The organism is Streptococcus sp. KHUD_011 (assembly GCF_046352925.1).
In the GTDB taxonomy this organism is placed as follows: domain Bacteria; phylum Bacillota; class Bacilli; order Lactobacillales; family Streptococcaceae; genus Streptococcus.
Window position 1 is genome coordinate 78,006 of the sequence record NZ_CP157578.1, and the last position, 21,349, is coordinate 99,354.

Sequence of the window (21,349 nt, forward strand, 5' to 3'; positions counted from 1 at the left end):
AAGGCATTTCAATAGATCATAATATAGAAGAGTTCAAGAATGAAACTTGTTTTCACGTTTTTTCTTGACTCTTTTTTTGGTTGTGATATAATTAACCAGTAAATAATTTCAAAGAATAGTATTTTCTCTTAAAAAAGAGAAGTCTAAAAGGAAAGGAGTCAAATATGAGACAGCTAGCGAAGGATATCGATGCTTTTTTGAATGAGGTGATTTTGCAGGCAGAAAATCAGCATGAAATCCTAATAGGTCATTGTACTAGCGAGGTGGCCCTGACCAATACCCAGGAGCATATTCTCATGCTCTTGTCAGAGGAATCTTTAACAAATTCAGAATTGGCGCGTCGCCTCAATGTCAGTCAGGCAGCAGTTACCAAGGCCATTAAGTCTTTGGTCAAGGAAGGGATGTTGGAAACATCTAAAGATCCGAAGGATGCGCGTGTGATTTTTTATCAATTGACTGATTTGGCTCGCCCAATTGCTGAGGAGCACCACCATCACCATGAGCATACACTTTTAACCTATGAACAAGTGGCGACTCAGTTTACTCCAAATGAACAAAAAGTGATCCAGCGGTTTTTGACTGCTTTAGTAGGAGAAATCAAATAATGAGATATATTACGGTAGAGGATTTATCCTTCTATTATGATAAGGAGCCCGTTCTTGAACATATCAATTATAGTGTTGATAGTGGGGAATTTGTTACCTTGACGGGGGAGAATGGGGCAGCTAAGACGACACTGATCAAGGCTAGTCTTGGTATCCTCCAACCACGCATTGGCAAGGTGACTATTTCAAAGACAAATACACAGGGTAAGAAATTGAGAATAGCCTACCTTCCTCAACAGATTGCCAGTTTTAATGCGGGTTTTCCAAGTACGGTTTACGAATTTGTCAAGTCGGGTCGTTATCCACGAAAAGGCTGGTTCCGTCGCTTGAATGCTCATGATGAGGAGCATATCAAGGCTAGTCTGGATTCAGTTGGCATGTGGGAACACCGAGACAAACGCTTGGGTTCTCTATCTGGAGGACAAAAGCAGCGAGCGGTGATCGCACGTATGTTTGCTTCGGATCCAGATGTGTTTATCCTAGATGAGCCGACAACGGGGATGGATGCAGGAAGTAAAAACGAATTTTACGAACTCATGCACCACAGCGCCCATCATCATGGCAAGGCTGTTTTGATGATTACTCATGACCCTGAAGAAGTTAAGGACTATGCGGACCGCAATATTCATCTAGTCCGTAACCAAGACTCGCCATGGCGTTGTTTCAACGTTCATGAGAATGATCAGGAGGTGGGCCATGCTTAGTTTGTTATCTTATGACTTTATGCAACGTGCCTTTCTGGCCGTTATTGCCATGAGTCTTTTCTCGCCAGTATTGGGGACCTTCCTTATCTTGCGCCGTCAGAGTTTGATGAGTGATACCCTCAGCCACGTCTCACTTTCAGGTGTAGCCTTTGGTCTGGTACTAGGGATTTCTCCGACTATTTCCACTATTGCTATTGTCTTGATTGCGGCGGTCTTTCTGGAGTATCTCCGTACGGTTTACAAGAGCTTTATGGAAATCGGGACAGCTATCCTCATGTCAACGGGTCTGGCTGTTTCTCTGATTGTCATGAGCAAGGGTAAAAGCTCGAGTTCTATGAGTTTGGACCAGTATCTTTTTGGTTCAATCGTGACTATCAGCGAAGAGCAGGTTATTTCCCTCTTTGTCATTGCGGCGGTTGTTTTGATTTTGACCTTCCTCTTCCTTCGTCCGATGTACATTTTGACCTTTGATGAGGATACGGCCTTTGTGGATGGCTTGCCAGTTCGTACCATGTCCATTCTTTTTAACATGGTGACGGGGGTGGCCATTGCCCTTATGATTCCAGCTGCGGGAGCTCTTCTGGTATCGACCATTATGGTCTTGCCAGCCAGTATTGCCCTGCGTCTCGGGAAAAACTTTAAATCGGTTATGCTGCTTGCCAGTGCTATTGGATTTTTGGGAATGGTAGCAGGACTTTACATTTCCTACTATGCAGAAACACCTGCAAGTGCAAGTATTACCATTATTTTTGTAACTGTCTTTTTACTTATTAGTTTAGTAAGACGTTTTATCAAATAGGAGACTAACGTGAAAAAAATTAGCTTATTGTTCGCCAGTCTATGTGCCTTGTTTTTAGTGGCTTGTTCCAATCAAAAGCAGGCAGATGGCAAACTAAATATTGTGACAACCTTTTACCCTGTCTATGAATTTACCAAGCAAGTCGCAGGAGATACTGCTAATGTAGAACTCCTCATCGGTGCTGGTACAGAACCCCATGAATATGAACCGTCTGCCAAGGCAGTTGCCAAAATCCAAGACGCAGATACCTTCGTTTATGAAAATGAAAACATGGAAACATGGGTCCCTAAATTGCTAGATACTTTGGATAAGAAAAAGGTCAAAACCATCAAGGCGACAGGCGATATGTTGCTTTTGCCAGGTGGTGAGGAAGAAGAGGGAGACCATGACCATGGAGGAGAAGGCCATCACCATGAGTTCGATCCCCATGTTTGGTTATCACCAGTTCGTGCCATTAAACTAGTAGAGCACATCCGTGATAGCTTGTCAGCAGATTATCCTGATAAAAAAGAGACCTTTGAAAAGAATGCTGCTGCCTATATCGAAAAATTGCAAGCCTTGGATAAGGCTTATGCAGAAGGCTTGTCTCAAGCCAAACAAAAGAGCTTTGTGACTCAACACGCAGCCTTTAACTATCTTGCCTTGGACTATGGACTCAAACAAGTCGCAATCTCAGGTCTCTCTCCAGATGCAGAACCATCAGCTGCTCGCTTGGCGGAATTGACAGAGTACGTTAAGAAAAATAAAATTGCCTATATCTACTTTGAAGAAAATACCTCACAAGCCCTTGCTAACACACTTTCAAAAGAAGCAGGTGTCAAAACAGATGTCCTCAATCCTTTAGAAAGTCTGACAGAAGAGGATACTAAGGCTGGTGAAAACTATATTTCCGTGATGGAGAAAAACCTCAAGGCTTTGAAACAAACAACGGACCAAGAGGGCCCAGCAATCGAACCTGAAAAGGCAGAGGATACCAAGACAGTCCAAAATGGTTACTTTGAGGATGCAGACGTCAAGGACCGTACCTTGAGTGACTATGCAGGTAATTGGCAATCAGTTTATCCTTTCCTTGAAGATGGTACGTTTGATCAGGTCTTTGACTACAAGGCTAAGTTGACTGGCAAGATGACTAAGGAAGAGTACAAGGCCTACTATACAAAAGGCTATCAGACAGATGTCACTAAGATCAACATCACTGATAACACTATGGAATTTGTTCAAGGTGGACAAAGCAAGAAATACACTTATAAGTATGTTGGTAAGAAAATCTTGACTTACAAGAAAGGCAATCGTGGCGTACGCTTCCTCTTTGAAGCGACAGATGCAGACGCTGGACAGTTCAAGTATGTTCAGTTTAGCGACCACAATATCGCCCCAGTTAAGGCAGAACATTTCCATATCTTCTTTGGAGGCACAAGCCAAGAAGCCCTCTTTGAAGAAATGGATAACTGGCCAACCTACTATCCAGATAACCTATCTGGCCAAGAAATCGCTCAAGAAATGTTGGCGCATTGATGAGAAACCGACTAGTTCATAAGAGCTAGTCGGTTTTTGGGTACTAGATGGCTAACTTCATTATAGACCTTTTAGAACTTTAAAAAATAAATAAAACTCTTGAAATATCGGGGGTTATGTGCTAGAATGTAGTTAGTTGATAAGGTTCATTAGAACACCAAAGCCCCTAACTATGGCCGTAGTTAAGGGCTTTTTTGACGTATCTTAGCGATTTAACGGGTGTTGATAGGCTAGTCACTCGGTCTACTCCTTACTATCTAGCCATTTGCAGACGAAATATAAGATAATTCCTGCTATGACGTCCGCTATAATAGTAAGAGCGAGCTCTATGATAAGGTTCATTAGTTTCACCTCCTCTCACGAACCGTAAGGAACGTAATCGGTAACCGATGACAAAAATAGTATACCATACTAAATTTAGATCATCAACCTCACTTCATGCTTGAACTATTGGAGTGCGGTTCATTGTAATGATGTTTTTTGTGAGTCTTTTAAAGGGCTTAACCGTTACTTGCTTCGTTTCTTTGTCCACGACTTGTAAAGCTCAGATAGTATGTTGATAATCAACGGAGTTAGAAAGAACGATCATGGTGCACTAATTCTTTACCAGTTGTTTTAGCAAGAGATTAGACGACAATGTGACAATTCGCCTCTAATTATTGACATTTCAGGAAAAATAGCAGTAAAAACTGCACAGCCTTCTTTAAATGTGCTATAATACAGGAAAAATAATGATGGAGGTCACGATAATGGCAACATTTTTGATGATTTTTGTGGTGGTTTGTGTGCTCCTATTGCTGATAGTCACACTGAGTACAGTTTATGTGGTTCGTCAGCAGTCTGTGGCGATTATTGAACGCTTTGGGAAATACCAAAAGGTTGCCAATAGCGGTATTCATATTCGCTTGCCTTTTGGGATTGACTCGATTGCAGCTCGGATTCAGTTGCGCTTGTTACAAAGCGATATTGTGGTTGAGACTAAGACTAAGGACAATGTGTTCGTTATGATGAATGTAGCGACCCAGTACCGTGTCAACGAACAGAGCGTGACAGATGCCTACTATAAACTCATGCGTCCAGAATCTCAGATTAAATCTTATATCGAAGATGCTCTTCGCTCTTCTGTTCCCAAATTAACCTTGGACGAATTGTTTGAGAAAAAAGATGAGATTGCCCTTGAGGTTCAACACCAAGTAGCGGAAGAAATGACAACTTACGGTTATATTATCGTGAAAACCTTGATTACTAAGGTGGAACCAGATGCAGAAGTTAAGCAATCCATGAATGAAATCAATGCGGCGCAACGCAAGCGGGTCGCAGCGCAAGAATTGGCGGAAGCCGACAAGATTAAAATCGTCACTGCGGCTGAAGCCGAAGCAGAAAAAGACCGCCTCCATGGTGTGGGGATTGCCCAACAACGTAAGGCAATTGTGGATGGATTGGCAGAGTCTATCACCGAACTCAAGGAAGCCAATGTTGGCATGACAGAAGAACAAATCATGTCCATCCTCTTGACCAACCAGTATTTGGATACCTTGAATACCTTTGCCTCTAAAGGAAATCAAACTATCTTTTTACCAAATACGCCAAATGGTGTGGATGATATCCGTACTCAAATCTTGTCAGCCCTTCGCGCTGAGAAGAAATAATAGACTAATACTCTTCGAAAATCAAATTCAAACCACGTCAGCGTCGCCTTGCCGTACTCAAGTACAGCCTGCGGCTAGTTTCCTAGTTTGCTCTTTGATTTTCATTGAGTACAAAGAGCTTGGCAACAGGCTCTTTTTGTTTTACCCTTGTAGCTTTGAGGACTAAATCCTCCTCTACAAATTATAGAATCTTTTCTGAGTATTTAGGGAGTGATGGAGGAAGTCTTGAAAGCGCTTTTGTTTTGTGCTATAGTCAAGTATATCGATTCGTTTAAAGAGGAATGCTTGTATGAGAAGAGAAGAAGTTTTACGAAATCACTGGTTTTTTAGCCAAGAGGTGGGGAAGGAAGAGGCCTTGGCGTCGGATTTTCAGAGGGGAAATTGGCAGGCTATTCAAGTGCCACACGACTGGAGTATTTACAATGATTTTGACCAGTATTCGCCAGCGCAAAATGAGGGTGGCCAGTTAAACGGTGGTCAGGCTTGGTATCGGACGCAGTTTTACTTGGAAGAAGATGCCAGTCTTGTATCGGTGCGTTTGTTGTTTGATGGAGTTTACATGAATGCCCAAGTCTATATCAACGGGCAAGTGCTGGGCTATTATCCCAATGGCTATACACCCTTTTCTTATGATATCTCTCCTTATCTAAGAAACGATGGAACAGCCAACCAGCTTGCGGTTTTTGTGGAAAATCAGCAACCTAGCAGTCGTTGGTACTCTGGTAGCGGTATTTATCGAGAAGTGAAATTGTTGATTACAGATGCAGTTCATCTGGATTTGTATGGGATTAAGATAGAAAGTCCCAAGCTCAAAGAGCAAAGGCAATCTTGGGTGGAAACCCAGCTTGAAAGCAAGGTTTCAAATGATGGATCTCAGTCCGTGTCGGTGTATTTGGAGCAGAGTATCTGGTATGATGGACAACAGCTGTCAGACTGGCAGGCGACAGACTCTCTAGTGATTGAGTCTGGGGAAAAACATCATTTAAAACAAGCCATATCAATTTTCCAACCTTTGCTTTGGGATATTGATCATCCTCACCTTTACCAATTGAAGACTCGCCTTTACAAAAATAGAATTTTGGTTGATGAAGAAGAGGAGACTTTTGGTTACCGCTATATGAATTGGCAAGCGGATAAGGGCTTCTTTCTGAATGGTCGCTGGTTGAAGATTCATGGGGTTTGTCTCCACCATGACTATGGAGCACTGGGAACTGTGGAAAACAGGTCAGCTGCCGAGAGACGCTTGCGCCAGATGAAGGAAATGGGGGTCAATGCTATTCGAATCACCCATAATCCAGCCAGTAGCATCTTGCTGGATGTGGCTGCTAAAATGGGGCTACTTATTCAAGAGGAAGCCTTTGACACCTGGTATGGAGGCAAGAAAGAATATGACTATGGTCGCTTTTTTGAGGAAGAAGCGACTCATCCAGAAGCGAAAGCTGGCGATTTCTGGTCAGACTATGATTTGCGAATCATGATTGAGCGTGGCAAGAACAACCCAGCGATCATTATGTGGTCCTTGGGAAATGAAGTCAGCGAAGCAAATGGCGATGCTCATTCATTGAAGACTATCAAACGCTTGCTAGAAAGGGTTAAGGAAGTTGATGATAGCCGTTTTGTGACCATGGGAATGGATCAATTCCGCTTTGGCGATGGTTCTGGAGGTCATGAAAAGATTGCTGATTTGCTGGATGTGGTGGGCTTAAATTACTCGGAAGATAATATTGATGGGATTCGCAAAAGACATCCCAAGTGGCGACTTTACGGATCTGAAACCTCATCGGCTACAAGGACGCGTGACAGCTATTTTCGACCAGATAAGGAATGGGTTGGGGATAATCGCCGCGTGCGGAATTTTGAACAGTCAGACTATGGCAATGATCGAGTTCCTTGGGGGAAGACGGCGACGGCTTCTTGGATAGCAGATAGAAATCGGCTAGACTATGCGGGTCAGTTTATCTGGACAGGAGTGGACTATATCGGTGAGCCGACTCCTTGGCACAATCAAAATGACACGCCTGTAAAGAGTTCCTATTTTGGGATCGTGGATACGGCAGGGATTCCTAAAAATGATTATTATCTCTATCAAAGTCAGTGGTTGGCACTAGATCAGCAGCCTATGGTTCATATCCTGCCCCACTGGAATTGGGAAATCCACAAGAGTTATCAACAAGTTGTGGATAAGTATGGGGATATCCCTGTTCGAGTGTATTCAAATGCTGGTTTTGTAGAGCTATTTCTCAATGGAAAATCTCAAGGTAGGAAGACCTTTCAGGAAAAATGGACTTCAGACGGTCGAAAATACCAAGAGGGAGAAAGTTCTGACCAACTCTATCTCGAATGGCATTTAGCTTATCAACCAGGAGAATTATATGCTGTAGCCTATGACCGCCAAGGTCAGCTTGTGGCAGAAGATAGGGTGGTGACTGCAGGTGAGCCAGCCAAAATTGGGCTGCATGCCGAGAAAACACAACTGGAGTCAGATGGGCAAGACCTCCTTTATATCTATTTTGATGTATTGGACAAGGATGGAAATTGGGTGCCGAGCGCTTCCAATCAGCTTCATTTTGAAATTGAAGGCCCTGCTCGTATTGTAGGTGTGGATAATGGTAGGCAGGCCAGTCGTGAACGTTATCAGGCTCAGAAAAATGGTCGTTTTAAGCGGAAAGCCTTTCATGGCAGAGGTGTCCTCTTAGTTCAGAGCTTGGAGCAGGCAGGTCTAGTCAGAGTAAAGGCTAGTGCCAGAGGATTAGAGCCAGCAAGTTTTGATTTCTTAGTGGGAGATGCTTTGGCTTGCCAACCAGTAAAAAATAAGAGCTTGTTTGAGATTCGAGTGGACAAGCAGACAGGGTTACAAGAAGGGGATTCCCCAGCTATTGGACTTTATCCACAAACTGTGGATAACCCTGTGAACAAGGTGGGGAATAGTGAAGTGATTTGGGAGATGAGTGGTAGTGCCCAGGCCATTATAAATCAGGGAGTGCTTCATTGTTTGTCTGCTGGCGACTTGGCTATCCGAGCCATATATCAAGGCAAAACCTATCAAATTCATTTGCAGGTCGCAGAAAATACCTCACTAGGGCAGGCAGTTTCTGTACGACCACTTCGCCTGTATACAGATAAGGGGACTTATCCACAGCTGCCGTCCTCAGTTTTGGTGGACTATGAGTTCGGTGGTACAAAACGAGTCAAGGTTATTTGGGAGGAGATTTCTGAAGAAGATTTGGTAAGATTTCATGAGTTTACGGTATCTGGTCGGCTAGAGGGTCTGGATTTAAAGGCTTCTGCTCAGGTTTGTGTTCAAGGGATTTGCGCTGTTGAGCCTGAAAGGGTTTGGACACTTGTCAAGGAAGCCCCACACTTACCAGACCGAGTCAAGCTAGTCTTATCAGATGGCAGACGAGATACGGCCAAGGTGACTTGGGACGAACTCGAACCTCAAGTCTATGCTCAGGTAGGAGAATGTGTGCTTACAGGACAAGTAGCGGGCTGTGAGTTACCAGCAACAGTCACCATTCATGTGACAGATGCCAGTGTAGATGGGGAAGTTATTTCCAATCAGTGGACAGGATCCAACCTGCCTCTGGTCTTTGCTTCTCACTCAGAGCTGAATCACCCAGCTTCTTACCTCAATGACAAGGTCATTTCTCGGAAGAAATCGACAGCCAATACTTGGATTGCCAAGTCAGAGCAAGCCAGCGTGGGCATAATTTTTGGAGATGCAGGGATTTTAAAACCGCGATTCGTGGATAACGTGACCTTGTATTATGTTGAGAATCAAGAATACGTGGCGGTGGAACCGACCTTTATTGATTATTATGTAGGGAATGAGCCTAGTTTACCTCGGACTCCAAATTATTTGGATAAGGATTCTCTGCTCAAGCAAGAGGAGAATTGGCGCCCTGTATCAGCTATCCAAAAAGTTTCAAGCGACAAGGATGAAGGGCTTCGTTTTGAATTTGACAAGGTGGAAACTTATGCCCTTCGTCTTCGATTTGAAAACTTGGTAAACCCACTAGCGTTAACAGAGTTGCAAGTACATGCCAAAAAAGTAAAGAAAAATGTAGATAGGAAGTAGTATGGTAAGAGAAATAAAACCGCATGGGCCCTTGCCTAGTCAGGCCCAGCTAGCTTATTTAGAGGATGAACTAGCAGCATTTATCCATTTTGGACCCAATACCTTTTATGACCAGGAATGGGGGACAGGTCAGGAGGATCCTGAACGATTTAATCCGACAAGATTAGATGCGCTTGAGTGGGTTCGCGTGCTCAAGGAAACGGGCTTTAAAAAGTTGATTTTGGTGGTCAAGCACCACGACGGCTTTGTCCTCTATCCGACGGCTCACACAGATTATTCGGTTAAGGCCAGTCCTTGGAGGAATGGAGAAGGGGACTTGCTCCTTGAAGTATCCCAAGCTGTCACAGAGTTTGATATGGATATGGGGGTCTACCTATCACCCTGGGATGCCCACAGCCCCCTCTATCATGTGAACCGAGAAGCGGACTATAATGCCTATTATCTGGCTCAGCTGAAGGAGATTTTATCAAATCCTGCCTATGGTAATGCGGGAAAATTTGCTGAGGTCTGGATGGATGGTGCCAGAGGAGAGGGTGCTCAAAAGGTCAATTATGAATTTGAAAAATGGTTTGAAACCATTCGTGAACTGCAGGACGATTGCTTAATTTTTTCAACAGAAGGCACTAGTATCCGCTGGATTGGCAATGAACGAGGCTATGCAGGTGATCCCCTGTGGCAAAAAGTGAATCCTGACAAACTAGGAACAGAAGCAGAGCTGGACTATCTTCAGCACGGAGATCCCTCAGGCACTATTTTTTCAATTGGTGAGGCAGATGTCTCTATCCGGCCGGGCTGGTTCTACCATGAGGATCAGGATCCTAAGTCTCTCGAGGAGTTGGTCGAAATCTACTTTCACTCGGTTGGGAGAGGAACTCCACTCCTGCTCAATATTCCACCGAATCAAGATGGTCTCTTTGATGCAAAGGATATTGAACGCCTCTATGAATTTGCGGCTTATCGCAATGAGCTTTATAAAGAAGATTTGGCTCTGGGAGCTGAGGTATCTGTTCCCGCTCTTTCCGAAGACTTTGCTTGTCATCATCTAACAGATGGCTTTGATACCAGTTCTTGGGCAAGCGATGCAGACTTGCCCATCCAGCTAGAACTCGACTTAGGGTCACCTAAAACTTTTGATGTAATTGAGTTAAGAGAAGATTTGAAGCTAGGGCAACGAATCGCTGCTTTTCATGTGCAAGTAGAGATGGATGGCGTCTGGCAGGAATTCGGCAGGGGCTTTACAGTTGGTCATAAGCGCCTCTTGCGAGGACTGCTAGTAGAGGCACAGAAGGTGCGCGTGATCATTACCGATGCACAATCTATGCCTGTATTGACCAAGATTGCCCTCTATAAAACTCCGAGCTTATCACAAAAAGTAGCTGTTCAGGGATTAGCATTTGCAGAAAAAAGTCTAGCTGTGACAAAGGGAGAGACTCTTCATTTTAGGATTGAACGTAGCGAAAGTAGTACTCCTTTGGAGGCTAAGATTTCGATTCAGCCGGGGACAGGTGTCCATGGTGTCGCCTATCAGGACGAGATTCAAGTCCTTCAATTCCAAGCAGGGGAAAGCAAAAAAGATTTGTGCCTACCAACCCTGTATTTTGCTGCTGATAAGACCTTGGATTTCTATCTAAATCTGACTGTTGATGGACAATTGGTTGATCAACTTCAAGTCCAAGTTTCATAAAACAAAAGAATCTTTGCATTGCGCAAAGGTTCTTTTGGCTATGAGTAACTTGGCAACCAGCTGAGGGTAAAGGTTAGCTGTTCAGCTTTTAGGAGGTCTTGGTGTTGAATAGTTGATACGAGTGTTTTATCCAGTCGGCATTCTTTTACAAAGTTAAAATGGCTGTGGTTTTGTTTAGAATGGATATCCAGCCATTTACCTTCTTTAGCCAGATAGACTCGGAGATGGCCAAAGAGAGGGATTCCGAGGTCATAGCTTGGTTTTCCTGGACAGGTCGGATAAAATCCGAGAGCTGACCAGATATACCAAGCCGAGAGACTACCGTTATCCTCATCACCAGGATAGGCTTGCCAGTTTGCGTGAAAGGCTTTCTGACGGAGAGTCTTGATGAGAAGGGCAGTGTAGTCAGGATAGTCGCTGTAGCGGAAGAGATAAGGAATGTGGAAGCTCGGCTGGTTGGAAATAGCGACTTGTCCAAACGGAGCTGTAGCCATTTCGCTCATTTCATGAATCTCGTAACCATAGCCTGTTGTCTCAAAGAGGGGAGCATCTTGACAGGTTTTCAAAAGATAGTTGCTAAAGGCTTCTTTTCCACCCATAAGTTGGATTAAGCCTGGGATGTCGTGGAGGACGCCTAAGGTTGCTTGGATGGCTGAACATTCGGCATAGTCGCGTCCCCAACTATAAGGAGAGAAGTCAGGGCGGAAGTTGCCTTGACTATCACGCGCTCGCATGTAACCTGTCTCAGCGTCAAATAGATGGCGGTAATTTTGTGATGCAGTCTTGTAGGTTTCAGCGATTTCTATTTTCCCTTGTTTTTCGGCACAGCTGGCGATACAAAAGTCACTATAGGCATAGTCTAGGGTGTGGCTGACGCTTTCGTGGTGGTCGGTAGAGAGGTAGCCTAGTTCTTGGTATTGGGCTAGTCCGTGACGACCATTGATGCCGAGAGGGTCGGCCTTGCTGGCTGTTTCAAGCATGGCTTGGAGGAGTTCTTCTTCTAGGTCGGGGGCCATGTCCTTGCAGGCGCTATCGGAGATAATACCGTCTAAAAGGGTACCTGGCATCATACCACGTTCATCTGGGGCCAGCCATTTTGGAAGAAATCCAGTATCACGGTAGCTATTGAGGAAACCTTCTAAAAAGCGGTGATAGTGTTCAGGTATGATAAGGGCAAAGAGGGGGAAGGTGGTGCGGAAGGTATCCCAGAAACCATTGTTGCTGAAGAGAACACCAGGCTTGACGGTACCAGCAGCCAGATCCATGTGGATGGCTTGTCCTGATTCATCAACCTCATAAAAAGTCTGGGGAAAGAGGAAGAGTCTGTAGAGGCAGTGGTCAAAAAAGGTTCGGTCAGCCTCTCCTGTCTCTATAACGTCAAAACGGTGGAGGAGATTTTCCCAGTCCGCTTGCGCATTTGCTTTACAGTTATCAAAGTCCGTTTGAGGTAGATTGATTAGAGCTTGAGAAGGAGAGATGAAAGAAGTCCCTAGCTGAATCTCAGTATGACTATCTGCCAGGTCTATTCGCCAGTCTCTACCTTCTTGGATGATAGCAAGAATATCTGTATTCATTTGCAGGGTAGTGAAGAGTATCAGTGGATTTTTGTTGGTCTCAGTTTTTCCTTCTTGTCGCAGGGCAAGAGTTCGCCTATCTACTTGCTCCACGGTCAGTTCATCTGCTACGTGAAGATAGAGGGAGAGGGCTTTGCCTTGCTTTTGTTCCAAACGAATAGAAGCACCGTAGCAAGTCGGTGTGAGCTGGGTTTCAATCTGATAGCGCAGGGAGAAAATTTTTAGATAATGGGGTTGGAAAGAGGCATTATCCATATCATAGGAAGACTGACGATGAAAGAGGCTGTCTCCACCTAGCTGACCTGTGACAGGTGTCAGAAGGAGCCAAGAGTAGTCCCCAATCCAAGGGCTGGGCTGGTGGGTTAATCGAATCCCCTGAAAGATAGGCAGATGTGGATCGAAAAACCAAGATCCATCCTGGTCACTGGTCTGGGGTACAAAGTAATTCATCCCAAAAGGAACGCCTGTGTATGGTAGGGTATTTCCCCTAGAAAAGGCATACTTGCTGGCAGTTCCAAAGCGGGTATCAATGGTTTCAAGTAGTGGTTTCATAGTCTTTCCTTTAGCTGTTTTTCTACATTATATCAGAAAAAGATAGCCTTTAGAAAAGGAGTTTCAAAGATAACTATTTTGTAGAAAAATGAACCTTTTTACAAAATAAATCTCACAAAACACCGTTGTTATTGGCTTTTTGCTTTGTCTTGAATTGTTAATTTTTGAATTTGCTCCCCTTTTTGCTCCCCTTATAGTGCTTTTAGTGCAGTTTCGTAGAATGAGACTGCTTTTTTTGCGTTCTCTTTTGAGAGGTGGCTATATGTGTCCATGGTCATGCTAATTTGAGAGTGACCTAGACGGTGTTGGAGTTCCTTGTAAGGTATTCCTGAGTTAAGCAGTAAACTAGCGTGAGTATGACGGAAACCATGAAAACCTATATTCGGAACATCAGCGCGTTTAAAATGTGTCAGTAATCTTTTTTTAAGTTTTACAATGCTAGTATATTCATGAATGAAGTCAGAAAATACGACACTTTCACGTTGCCCTATCTTCCAAGCCTCTTTAGTTTGGCGTAGTTTGTACTGCTTCAGCATGCTAACAGTCTCTTGATCTATATCTATATCCCGATAACTAGACTTTGACTTTGGGCTGTTAATTTCTAAATACCGATTTAGTGTCTTGGTGACATGCACCATAGCATTATCTAAATCTATATCAGACCAAGAAAGGGCTAAAGCTTCATTGATACGACAACCAGTTGCCAGTAGGAACTTATAGAGCGTTACATCATAGTAATAACGATATTTACAACTATCTAAATTATCAAGATAAACAAGAAACTTTTTTAACTCTTGATTATCAAAGTGCTTTAGCTTTTGTCGCTTTGCTTTCTGAGTGTTACGAGGTAAAACCACATCACGCGCAGGATTGGACGGTATTGCTTGCATGGTTACGCCATACTGTAAGATACGTTTGTTTAAAGAGTGTATCATATCATAGTGTAGAAAAGCGCCCTCTTCCCCTCTATTAGCCTTATCAGCAAGTTTATTGATAATTGACTGAATAAGTGGAGTAGTGAGCTTATCGAGCTTATACTCCCCGAAAGTAGGCAATATGTGATTATCTATTAGCGCTCTAACGTTTCCTTGAGTGTTTGGCTTAACTGTATTCTTATAGCTTTCCCACCAGAGAGTTGCCAATTCTTGATAGTTTTTTATGGTAATAGCCTTTTGTCTGGTAGATCCTGCTTTTTGAAAAGCTATTTTTTCTTGATTGGCTTTCTGCTTAACTTCCTTTTGTGTCCGACCTGTTACTTTGGTTTTTACTTTCTTTCCTGTTACCTGGTCAACTCCTAGATATACATTAGCACGATAGACTTTACTACCGTCTTTTTTTATAACTTCAGTTATTTTCATGATTTAAACCTTTCTAAAATACATCAGCAGGCAAGCTATTATTAAAAAGGTTTTAGATTGTGGTTTATATCATGCCAGAGCTTCACAGTTTGCCCCACATTCGATTTTAAAGAGTCAGACGGTAAATAATACCAGAAAAAAAACAAGGCGGATATGGGGCTAATATGAGCTTGTTTATAGTAAACAGGACTGTATTTAAAGTTTTTTATCGTCAGTTAGCTGTTTTAAAGTTTTTTCAAAGTCCGAGTTTATCTTTTGAGTTTTGTTGAATAGTTGGTATTCTGCTTTTGCTTTATCTTTCGCAACCTTGGAAGTGATTTTTCCATGACCTTCTAAAATATCGTATTCTTGGAAAGTCAAAAAGCGGTCAATACTTTGGGCTAGTTGTTGCATTGTCTGAGCTTTTCGCTGTTCTATCTGTCTTTCCAGGTAATCAAAATAGCTAGATATTCCTCTTTCAAGGGAACGGATTTCTGCTTCTGAAAGATAATTCTTTGCTATTTGAGTATCTGCTTGCAGTATGCGGCCATTAGGGGAGTTTTTCCATGTTGTAAGTCCCATGTTGTCTTTTGTGTGGTCAGCTTTCGTGTAGATAATTTCCGCAGCAGTTTGGCCAGTGATTGCATAATGAAACTTATTCTGTACATCAGCATAGAATTGCTTAGTCAACGTACTTTGTGGGTCATAGTCGATAGAGATTTCAGCAAAAATATCTGTAATCTGCAACCATATACGACGCTCACTAGCTCGGATAGAACGCACGCGCTCCAAGAGCTCACGGAAATAGTCTTTTTCCAGCAAGTTTTCGCCTTGTTTCAGACGGTTGTCATCCATTGCGAACCCTTTTATCATGTACTCACGAAGTACCGAAGTAGCCCACTGTCTAAATCTCGTAGCTTTTTGGGAATTGACACGGTAACCAACTGAAATGATGGCATCAAGGTTGTAGTAGCTGACATCCTTAGTTTGGGTTTTATCAGCAATTGCACCGTGTTTTGTGGTTATTTCCATTTTGGAAACAACCACCTTTTCTTCTAATTCTCCCTCTTCAAAGATATTTTTTAAGTGCTTACTAATTGCAGGAACACCGACATCGAAAAGTCTAGCCATTTCTTTCTGACTAGCCCAAATCGTTTCGCCTTTGATGATGACACTAGCTGTCTCGCTATCGTTATCAGCGGTATAGATTAAGAATTGTAATTCGTTCATGAGATCCTTTCTAAAACATTGTAAGTGGTTGACATTTGTTGACATCAATAAAATTAGTAGATATGGGGCTTATATAGGCTTGAAGCTTGAGCGAAGCCCGAGAATCCACGCGCTTCATGATTGTTGGACATTGTGGCGCGTGGTATGGTATAGGTCGCATTTTCGGCTACCCTAAAAGAAAAATATTAGTGCTGAGGTTTGCTATTGGAAAATATGGGGGAGTTTTGTTTATGAATTATGGGTAATAACATCTAAAGCTCCAATAATCTTTTGAGCATTTTCAATAGCTTCTTTGTATTCTTTAGATGTGTTTTTAACAGGCTTTTTAATTAAATCTATAAAAACAACTGGTTTAGTAAAATCGTTAGATGTTATTCGGATCGTCATATTCAAAATCTTGGTAGTTGCTTTTCTTTTAGCGACGATTCCGCCAGCTACGGCTCCTATTACACCAAATACTGCTCCAGCTACTAAAGCTTGTCCAACACCGCCGGAAACAACAGACTGATCGTTTATAACTAATTCGTAAGATACTAAATCATCGAAGGAGTACCAGTCTGTATCATTTTTATCTTTTTTAATTAAAGATGGAATCAAAGACAAACCGCCTGTCCCAAGCGCTAAGGTAGTTTTTCCAACAACTTTAGCAGTTCCGCCAATCAGACCTGATGAACCTTTTGCTTTTCTTGCTCCGTGTATTCTATATGTACGATGATTTTTATCTATTTCAAGAGGTCCGACTTTATCAGTACGTTTACTTCTTACAGTAGAAGGCCTAGACGATGGAGTTGCTACTTTTTGGGGAGCCGTTTTAAGTGGGACATTGATTGAGTATCCGCAATTAGGACAAAACTTGCAACCGACAACAGAATTTCCGCATTCAGGACAAAATTTCATAATTTTTACTCCTTTTTAATTTTCTTATTTATTTTCAAACTTTTTACGTTCTTTTTCTGCAATTTCTTCCATATCTTTACTTTTTTGGATAATCAATCTTAGTTTTTCAGATTTAAAGTGATTTTCCTTAGTAGATAAAATGAGCTCAAACATTTCGTCACTGCTATCTACAAGTGATTTGATAGTGTGTAAAGTAGTTATCGCTTTTCCTCTATGGATTTCATCTTCATGAAGAACTTGATCTAAGTATTGTAACCTTTCTGATAGTATTTCTTTCATTGCATCATACTGTTCGCGGTATTTGAATAATGTTTCTGTTAATTCATCGATTAAATTATTTAATTGTGTATTAATCTGATCATCTTTACCATATCCTAAAAGGTATTCTACAGATATTTCTAAAACGTCAGCAAAGTCTTGAGCTTTATTAAGAGGAAACTGTCTTGTTTTATTTAAATATCTGGACATAGCAGATTTTGCTATACCAGTCCTCCTAGCCAATTCGCTAAGAGAAAGGCCTCTCTTGTCTTTTTCAGAGATTATAATATCTACAATTTCACTATTAGAACGCATTTTATAGCCCTCCTCCTTATTTTAATTTTATTATAACATCGTTCCCAAAAAAGCACAAGAATAACTGTAAAAATATTTTTTTGTCTAAATATTGAACTTTACTGTCGACAAATGAGAACGATAGCGTTATACTTATTTTGTTCCTTATTGGGAACGATTTAAAAAAGAAAGGTGGAAACTTATGGAATTAGATTTGAGACGCATTAAAGCGGAACGTATTGCCAAAGGTTATACTCAAGATGTAGTTGCTGAGAAAATGGGATGGAAATCACGAGCACCCTACGCAAAAAGGGAAAACGGGGTTGTCCCTTTTGGAGCTGATGAACTTGCTGATTTTGGCAATATTTTAGGATATAGTGTTAATGAATTAGGAATTTTTTTTACCAAAAATGTTCCCGAAAAAGAACGATAAAGAGGTATTAAATGGAACTAGTCTACATGGACGGCAAGAAAGAGCCGTATACTACAAGCGAAATAATAGCTGAATGTGCTGAAGTTACCCATCACACAGTACAAGAACTTTTAAGAAAGCATAAAGCTGATTTTGAAAGCTACGGAATTATCGCATTTGAAATGCGTAAATTAGACGGGCGAGGGCGACCAATGAAAATCTATCGCCTAAATGAACAACAAGCGACCTTGCTGATCACTTATTTAAAGAATACTGAACCTGTACGGCGGTTCAAAATGAACCTAGTCAAAGCATTCTTTGAAATGCGTGAGGAGCTTTCTAAGTTTCGTATGCAGAGGGCGCTAGAAAAGCCAAAAAGAAAAACACTGCATGACAGTATTGAGAACTGGGAACAAGCCCCAAAGCACGCGCATAGCACCATGAACAACTTGCTACTGAAAGCAGTAACCGACAGGAACGCTAAGCAGTTAAGGGAAGAACGTGGGGGCTATAATGGCATTGATAGCTTGACCAGTGACGAGCTGGAGCAATATCAGGCATTTGAGGACATGGTAATAGCCATGATTGGCTTGAATATGAGTTATCAGGAAATCAAAGCTATGGCATTCAGAAATAAAAAAACACGCCAAAGAAGCGCGTGAGAGCAACAAAAAAGGCTTAGCAATAACCACACCGCAGAGCCTTTCACACTAACACTAAAACGAATTTAACAAAGCAGGCAAGCTATTATTAAAGAGGTTTTAGTAAAGATTTATACCTAGATTATAGCATATTTAGGGCAATTTGACCATACGGAGAGCGCCAACTCTTTAAACTGGTACTTTCTCACGTTTAAATTTTGGCGACCGAGGAGAGCGTGAGGCTGTAGGCAAGAAAAACTGTATAAGAAACAACCATTCAAAATCCCCACACTCAGAAGTTTGCAGACAGAGAGCGTGAGGCTAGTGGTAAGAAAAAAAGCATTAAAAAGCCCTTAGGGTAACTACACAACATAGAAACAGAGGTAAAAAACATGGATACATACTTTAAAGATTTTGAAACAGAGTTAGGACTTGTAGAAGAAAAGCTAGATATTTTATCAGAGTGGCATTTATCAAAGAAACACCACGGAGCAACCGAGATTGCTGAAGATTGTAGATCAGCAATTAGTCAGTTATGGATTCAATTTTATAAACTATCGGAAACTTATAAAAAGCAAGAGGCAAGTCATGAGGAGTTTTTTAATAGGAATGTTGAGAACCTGCTTGGGGAATTAAAAAAATATGACGACGGCTGTACAGAAAGGCATGGTGAAGCTCCTGACTGGTTGCTATTCAATTTCTTAGATCAAGCAATAAAAGAAAACAATCTAAGTAATGGGATCAATCATACAACTACTTCAACCTGGATGTACTTACGTCGTTTAGTAGTTGCTGATTTAGAAGAAAGAGGGCTATTAAAATGACACTAGACCTAGACAACATGACACAAGCAGAATTTGATGAAGTAATGGCTGAAATCAAGTCAGAACGTCCCAACCTCTTCCAGTTCATCACTGATTTTTTAGATAGAAAGGTAACACCCGAAGAGGTGGACGACTTCCTGAAGATGGAGCGAACTGATCAAGTGGACTATATTAAGAATTATCAAGCGAGGGCATAACATGAATGAGTTAGATTTGACCAATACACAAGCGGTTGTCTTTATGATGGTACTGATTGGCTTACTGCTTTATCTAAATCACCGAGACAGCAAAAAAAGCGCCCAATTTGAGCGAGAAAACAAACAGACGATAGAAACACCTAGCGAGGATTTAAACCCTGATTATGGGCGTTATATCCAGCTTGCAGGGGTAAGAGTTTACGGAGGGATGAAATGAGTTACACAGTGAAGATATACCTTGATAGTGAAAAAATACCAGATGAACCTTATTTTACAAAAGAGATTTTTCTAGCTACATGTATGGACAATGCAACAAAGTTAGCTGTAACTATGGGCTTGTTGACAAAACAAGCGTTTGATTTAGAGACTAAGACAGCTATTTTGAAAACCTTGGATACAATCATAGAAACTCAAAAAGATATTTTGCAAGGGGTAGCGAGCGGACAAATAACCTTTGTGAATAAAAGCAAAGGAGAGGAGAAACTGAATGAGCCTATCAGATAATGATAAGAAAGTATTAAGACTAATCAAGGTAGGGGCTGAGAACTCCATAACAGGGGCAGAAATCAGCCTGATCACTAAGCTAGCAGAAAGAACCGTGCAAGATATTATTAGCCGTCTAATCACGCGCAATAGCATTCCTATTGTTGGGGTTCGACACGGGACATTTAGAGGATATTTTATCCCAGCTAACAAAGAAGAGCTATTGGACAGTGCAAAAACCTTTTACAATCAGATACGAGAAGAAGAAAAGCGCCTAGCGGTGTTGATGAACAGCGACCTAGAAAGCTACAAAGAAATCTTGAAGGAGGTGGGCGGATATGTTTAGCCTAAGCCGAGAAAGCGAGCAAGACCTAGCGCATGGCATTCTGGAGGTAGTGGAAAGATACCTGGAAGCGCGTGATACAGTCAAACCACGACTGACAGGTTTAATCTCAGCCCAGGAAGTCATGGGCGAGTTAGATATAAAATATCTGACACTCCAAAAGTGGGAAAAAGCAGGGCTAAGGCGATACCATCCACCGCTTGAAGATACAAGAAAGGTTTATTATAAAATAACTGACATCTGGAAGTTTCTGGGGGTGGAAAATGGGTAGATATAACATACACCCAGCACAAGGCGGAGGTCATTATCATGACATTAAATTGTATAAGCATCGTGGTAGATCTTTGGAACAGTTCCAAGAACAAAAGCTACTGAAGAAGTTAAAAAAGAAACGCAAAAAGGGGCGATAGTATGACAATTTATGAGGCTAAAGGCTTTCAGAGTAATCTTGTCTATCCATTTGATAAAATTGAGCCGTTCCAGTACATTGAACGCTTTAAGCCTTTGGTAGTCCCTGAAGGGGCAAACATTGAAGAATTTAAACGTACACAAGCGCCTTACTGTATCAGTGGGAAAGTGACGCCAGAAAAGCATGGCAGTTACAAGCGAAACAACTCCAGTCTAATCTATCGGGATTTGATTTTCCTTGATTATGACGATATACAGGGGACGACTGAGGGCTTTATAAAAGCCATTTCTAGCGCTTTATTTGGCTACTCCTATATCTTATACCCGACTATCAAACATAGCTTAGAAAAGCCCCGTTTTCGCCTTGTAGTGAAGCCTGACAACGTGATGAATGAGGCGACCTATAAGCAGGTAGTGAAAGAGATTGCTGATAAGATTGGGCTCCCCTTTGACATGGCCAGTTTAACCTGGTCACAACTCCAAGGGCTACCAGTAACAACAGGCGACCCAGCAAGTTATCAAAAGATTGTAGAGCATGGGCTTGATTATCCAGTACCCAAGGTTGAACCAAGAGCGAAGCAAGGAACTACTGAGTTTTACAAGCCTAGAGCAAGCGGTCAGAGGTCAATGACTATGAGGATCATTGACACGCTTTTCAACGGATTTGGAGACGAGGGAGGGCGTAACGTGGCAGTGACACGATTTGTAGGCTTACTCTTTAATAAGTGGGTTGATTGTGACCTAGAGACAGCCTATGAACTTACAAAGATAGCCAATAGTGTGACAGTTGAACCATTGCCTATTGAAGAGCTAGACCGCACTTTTAGCAGTATAGCACGGGCAGAATACAGAAAGAGAGGATAGA

At 42.0% G+C, this 21,349-nt stretch carries 21 protein-coding genes; 16 read left to right on the forward strand and 5 right to left on the reverse strand.

What is annotated here, in order from left to right; translation table 11 throughout:
* Positions 1–164 precede the first annotated feature (164 nt).
* The 7 genes from adcR (at position 165) to ABKJ27_RS00430 (ending at position 11,034) form a co-directional block, all read left to right on the forward strand.
* Entirely contained in the window at positions 165–605 is a 441-nt protein-coding gene (gene adcR / locus ABKJ27_RS00400) for a zinc-dependent transcriptional regulator AdcR (RefSeq protein WP_001249308.1), read from the forward strand.
* Positions 605–1,309: a metal ABC transporter ATP-binding protein gene (locus ABKJ27_RS00405; protein WP_001269496.1), complete on the forward strand. Its 705-nt coding sequence runs from the start codon at positions 605–607 to the stop codon at positions 1,307–1,309. The genes adcR and ABKJ27_RS00405 overlap by 1 nt, the downstream gene beginning before the upstream one ends.
* On the forward strand, positions 1,302–2,108 hold the full coding sequence (locus ABKJ27_RS00410) for a metal ABC transporter permease (RefSeq protein WP_000950030.1): 807 nt from the start codon (positions 1,302–1,304) through the stop codon (positions 2,106–2,108). The genes ABKJ27_RS00405 and ABKJ27_RS00410 overlap by 8 nt, the downstream gene beginning before the upstream one ends.
* Positions 2,109–2,117: 9 nt before the next feature.
* On the forward strand, positions 2,118–3,623 hold the full coding sequence (gene adcA, locus ABKJ27_RS00415; protein ID WP_410011799.1) for a zinc ABC transporter substrate-binding lipoprotein AdcA: 1,506 nt from the start codon (positions 2,118–2,120) through the stop codon (positions 3,621–3,623).
* A 764-nt stretch (positions 3,624–4,387) separates the two neighbouring features.
* Positions 4,388–5,272: an SPFH domain-containing protein gene (locus ABKJ27_RS00420; protein WP_004237018.1), complete on the forward strand. Its 885-nt coding sequence runs from the start codon at positions 4,388–4,390 to the stop codon at positions 5,270–5,272.
* Between the two features lie 289 nt (positions 5,273–5,561).
* Positions 5,562–9,350, forward strand: coding sequence for a sugar-binding domain-containing protein (locus tag ABKJ27_RS00425; RefSeq protein WP_410011800.1), 3,789 nt, complete (start codon positions 5,562–5,564; stop codon positions 9,348–9,350).
* 1 nt (position 9,351) lies between these two features.
* A complete protein-coding gene (locus ABKJ27_RS00430) occupies positions 9,352–11,034 on the forward strand; it encodes an alpha-L-fucosidase (RefSeq protein WP_410011801.1) in 1,683 nt (560 codons plus the stop codon).
* Positions 11,035–11,072: 38 nt separating this feature from the next.
* Here ABKJ27_RS00430 and ABKJ27_RS00435 read toward each other — a convergent pair whose 3' ends face one another.
* From ABKJ27_RS00435 to ABKJ27_RS00455, 5 genes are all read right to left on the reverse strand, one after another.
* The gene (locus tag ABKJ27_RS00435) at positions 11,073–13,160 is read right to left on the reverse strand and encodes a GH92 family glycosyl hydrolase (RefSeq protein WP_410011802.1); all 2,088 of its coding nucleotides are present in this window, start codon (positions 13,158–13,160) and stop codon (positions 11,073–11,075) included.
* 191 nt (positions 13,161–13,351) lie between these two features.
* Complete coding sequence (locus ABKJ27_RS00440; protein ID WP_410011803.1) at positions 13,352–14,518, reverse strand: site-specific integrase; 1,167 nt, start codon at positions 14,516–14,518, stop codon at positions 13,352–13,354.
* A 195-nt stretch (positions 14,519–14,713) separates the two neighbouring features.
* The gene (locus ABKJ27_RS00445) at positions 14,714–15,727 is read right to left on the reverse strand and encodes a virulence RhuM family protein (protein ID WP_410011804.1); all 1,014 of its coding nucleotides are present in this window, start codon (positions 15,725–15,727) and stop codon (positions 14,714–14,716) included.
* 228 nt (positions 15,728–15,955) lie between these two features.
* On the reverse strand, positions 15,956–16,624 hold the full coding sequence (locus ABKJ27_RS00450; protein ID WP_410011805.1) for a zinc ribbon domain-containing protein: 669 nt from the start codon (positions 16,622–16,624) through the stop codon (positions 15,956–15,958).
* Between the two features lie 24 nt (positions 16,625–16,648).
* On the reverse strand, positions 16,649–17,197 hold the full coding sequence (locus ABKJ27_RS00455; RefSeq protein WP_410011806.1) for a helix-turn-helix domain-containing protein: 549 nt from the start codon (positions 17,195–17,197) through the stop codon (positions 16,649–16,651).
* A gap of 181 nt (positions 17,198–17,378) precedes the next feature.
* On the opposite strand from ABKJ27_RS00455, the gene ABKJ27_RS00460 reads away from it, so the two are divergent.
* The 9 genes from ABKJ27_RS00460 to ABKJ27_RS00500 all read left to right on the forward strand — a co-directional run bounded on the left by ABKJ27_RS00460 (position 17,379) and on the right by ABKJ27_RS00500 (position 21,348).
* Positions 17,379–17,609, forward strand: a complete 231-nt coding sequence (locus ABKJ27_RS00460; RefSeq protein WP_410011807.1) for a helix-turn-helix domain-containing protein — start codon at positions 17,379–17,381, stop codon at positions 17,607–17,609.
* Between the two features lie 11 nt (positions 17,610–17,620).
* On the forward strand, positions 17,621–18,250 hold the full coding sequence (locus ABKJ27_RS00465; protein WP_410011808.1) for a Rha family transcriptional regulator: 630 nt from the start codon (positions 17,621–17,623) through the stop codon (positions 18,248–18,250).
* Positions 18,251–18,621: 371 nt separating this feature from the next.
* Positions 18,622–19,053, forward strand: coding sequence for a hypothetical protein (locus ABKJ27_RS00470; RefSeq protein ID WP_410011809.1), 432 nt, complete (start codon positions 18,622–18,624; stop codon positions 19,051–19,053).
* Positions 19,050–19,250 carry a hypothetical protein gene (locus tag ABKJ27_RS00475; RefSeq protein ID WP_410011810.1) on the forward strand — a complete coding sequence of 67 codons (201 nt, stop codon included), beginning with the start codon at positions 19,050–19,052 and terminating at the stop codon, positions 19,248–19,250. The genes ABKJ27_RS00470 and ABKJ27_RS00475 overlap by 4 nt, the downstream gene beginning before the upstream one ends.
* Before the next feature lies 1 nt (position 19,251).
* The gene (locus ABKJ27_RS00480) at positions 19,252–19,467 is read left to right on the forward strand and encodes a hypothetical protein (protein WP_410011811.1); all 216 of its coding nucleotides are present in this window, start codon (positions 19,252–19,254) and stop codon (positions 19,465–19,467) included.
* Entirely contained in the window at positions 19,464–19,754 is a 291-nt protein-coding gene (locus tag ABKJ27_RS00485) for a hypothetical protein (RefSeq protein WP_410011812.1), read from the forward strand. Before ABKJ27_RS00480 ends, ABKJ27_RS00485 begins: the two co-directional genes overlap by 4 nt.
* On the forward strand, positions 19,738–20,079 hold the full coding sequence (locus ABKJ27_RS00490) for a DNA-binding protein (protein ID WP_410011813.1): 342 nt from the start codon (positions 19,738–19,740) through the stop codon (positions 20,077–20,079). The genes ABKJ27_RS00485 and ABKJ27_RS00490 overlap by 17 nt, the downstream gene beginning before the upstream one ends.
* On the forward strand, positions 20,072–20,347 hold the full coding sequence (locus ABKJ27_RS00495) for a hypothetical protein (RefSeq protein ID WP_000492141.1): 276 nt from the start codon (positions 20,072–20,074) through the stop codon (positions 20,345–20,347). The genes ABKJ27_RS00490 and ABKJ27_RS00495 overlap by 8 nt, the downstream gene beginning before the upstream one ends.
* A gap of 140 nt (positions 20,348–20,487) precedes the next feature.
* Complete coding sequence (locus tag ABKJ27_RS00500; RefSeq protein WP_410011814.1) at positions 20,488–21,348, forward strand: primase alpha helix C-terminal domain-containing protein; 861 nt, start codon at positions 20,488–20,490, stop codon at positions 21,346–21,348.
* Position 21,349: the final 1 nt, after the last annotated feature.

Coding starts and splice junctions, on each gene's coding strand:
- ABKJ27_RS00490 (WP_410011813.1), top strand. CDS start 19,738: ATGAGCCTATCAGATAATGATAAGAAAGTATTAAGACTAATCAAGGTA.
- ABKJ27_RS00465 (WP_410011808.1), top strand. CDS start 17,621: ATGGAACTAGTCTACATGGACGGCAAGAAAGAGCCGTATACTACAAGC.
- ABKJ27_RS00485 (WP_410011812.1), top strand. CDS start 19,464: ATGAGTTACACAGTGAAGATATACCTTGATAGTGAAAAAATACCAGAT.
- ABKJ27_RS00480 (WP_410011811.1), top strand. CDS start 19,252: ATGAATGAGTTAGATTTGACCAATACACAAGCGGTTGTCTTTATGATG.
- ABKJ27_RS00405 (WP_001269496.1), top strand. CDS start 605: ATGAGATATATTACGGTAGAGGATTTATCCTTCTATTATGATAAGGAG.
- ABKJ27_RS00500 (WP_410011814.1), top strand. CDS start 20,488: ATGACAATTTATGAGGCTAAAGGCTTTCAGAGTAATCTTGTCTATCCA.
- ABKJ27_RS00460 (WP_410011807.1), top strand. CDS start 17,379: ATGGAATTAGATTTGAGACGCATTAAAGCGGAACGTATTGCCAAAGGT.
- ABKJ27_RS00450 (WP_410011805.1), bottom strand. CDS start 16,624: ATGAAATTTTGTCCTGAATGCGGAAATTCTGTTGTCGGTTGCAAGTTT.
- ABKJ27_RS00470 (WP_410011809.1), top strand. CDS start 18,622: ATGGATACATACTTTAAAGATTTTGAAACAGAGTTAGGACTTGTAGAA.
- ABKJ27_RS00495 (WP_000492141.1), top strand. CDS start 20,072: ATGTTTAGCCTAAGCCGAGAAAGCGAGCAAGACCTAGCGCATGGCATT.
- ABKJ27_RS00440 (WP_410011803.1), bottom strand. CDS start 14,518: ATGAAAATAACTGAAGTTATAAAAAAAGACGGTAGTAAAGTCTATCGT.
- ABKJ27_RS00475 (WP_410011810.1), top strand. CDS start 19,050: ATGACACTAGACCTAGACAACATGACACAAGCAGAATTTGATGAAGTA.
- ABKJ27_RS00445 (WP_410011804.1), bottom strand. CDS start 15,727: ATGAACGAATTACAATTCTTAATCTATACCGCTGATAACGATAGCGAG.
- ABKJ27_RS00425 (WP_410011800.1), top strand. CDS start 5,562: ATGAGAAGAGAAGAAGTTTTACGAAATCACTGGTTTTTTAGCCAAGAG.
- ABKJ27_RS00435 (WP_410011802.1), bottom strand. CDS start 13,160: ATGAAACCACTACTTGAAACCATTGATACCCGCTTTGGAACTGCCAGC.
- adcR (WP_001249308.1), top strand. CDS start 165: ATGAGACAGCTAGCGAAGGATATCGATGCTTTTTTGAATGAGGTGATT.
- ABKJ27_RS00410 (WP_000950030.1), top strand. CDS start 1,302: ATGCTTAGTTTGTTATCTTATGACTTTATGCAACGTGCCTTTCTGGCC.
- ABKJ27_RS00455 (WP_410011806.1), bottom strand. CDS start 17,197: ATGCGTTCTAATAGTGAAATTGTAGATATTATAATCTCTGAAAAAGAC.
- ABKJ27_RS00430 (WP_410011801.1), top strand. CDS start 9,352: ATGGTAAGAGAAATAAAACCGCATGGGCCCTTGCCTAGTCAGGCCCAG.
- ABKJ27_RS00420 (WP_004237018.1), top strand. CDS start 4,388: ATGATTTTTGTGGTGGTTTGTGTGCTCCTATTGCTGATAGTCACACTG.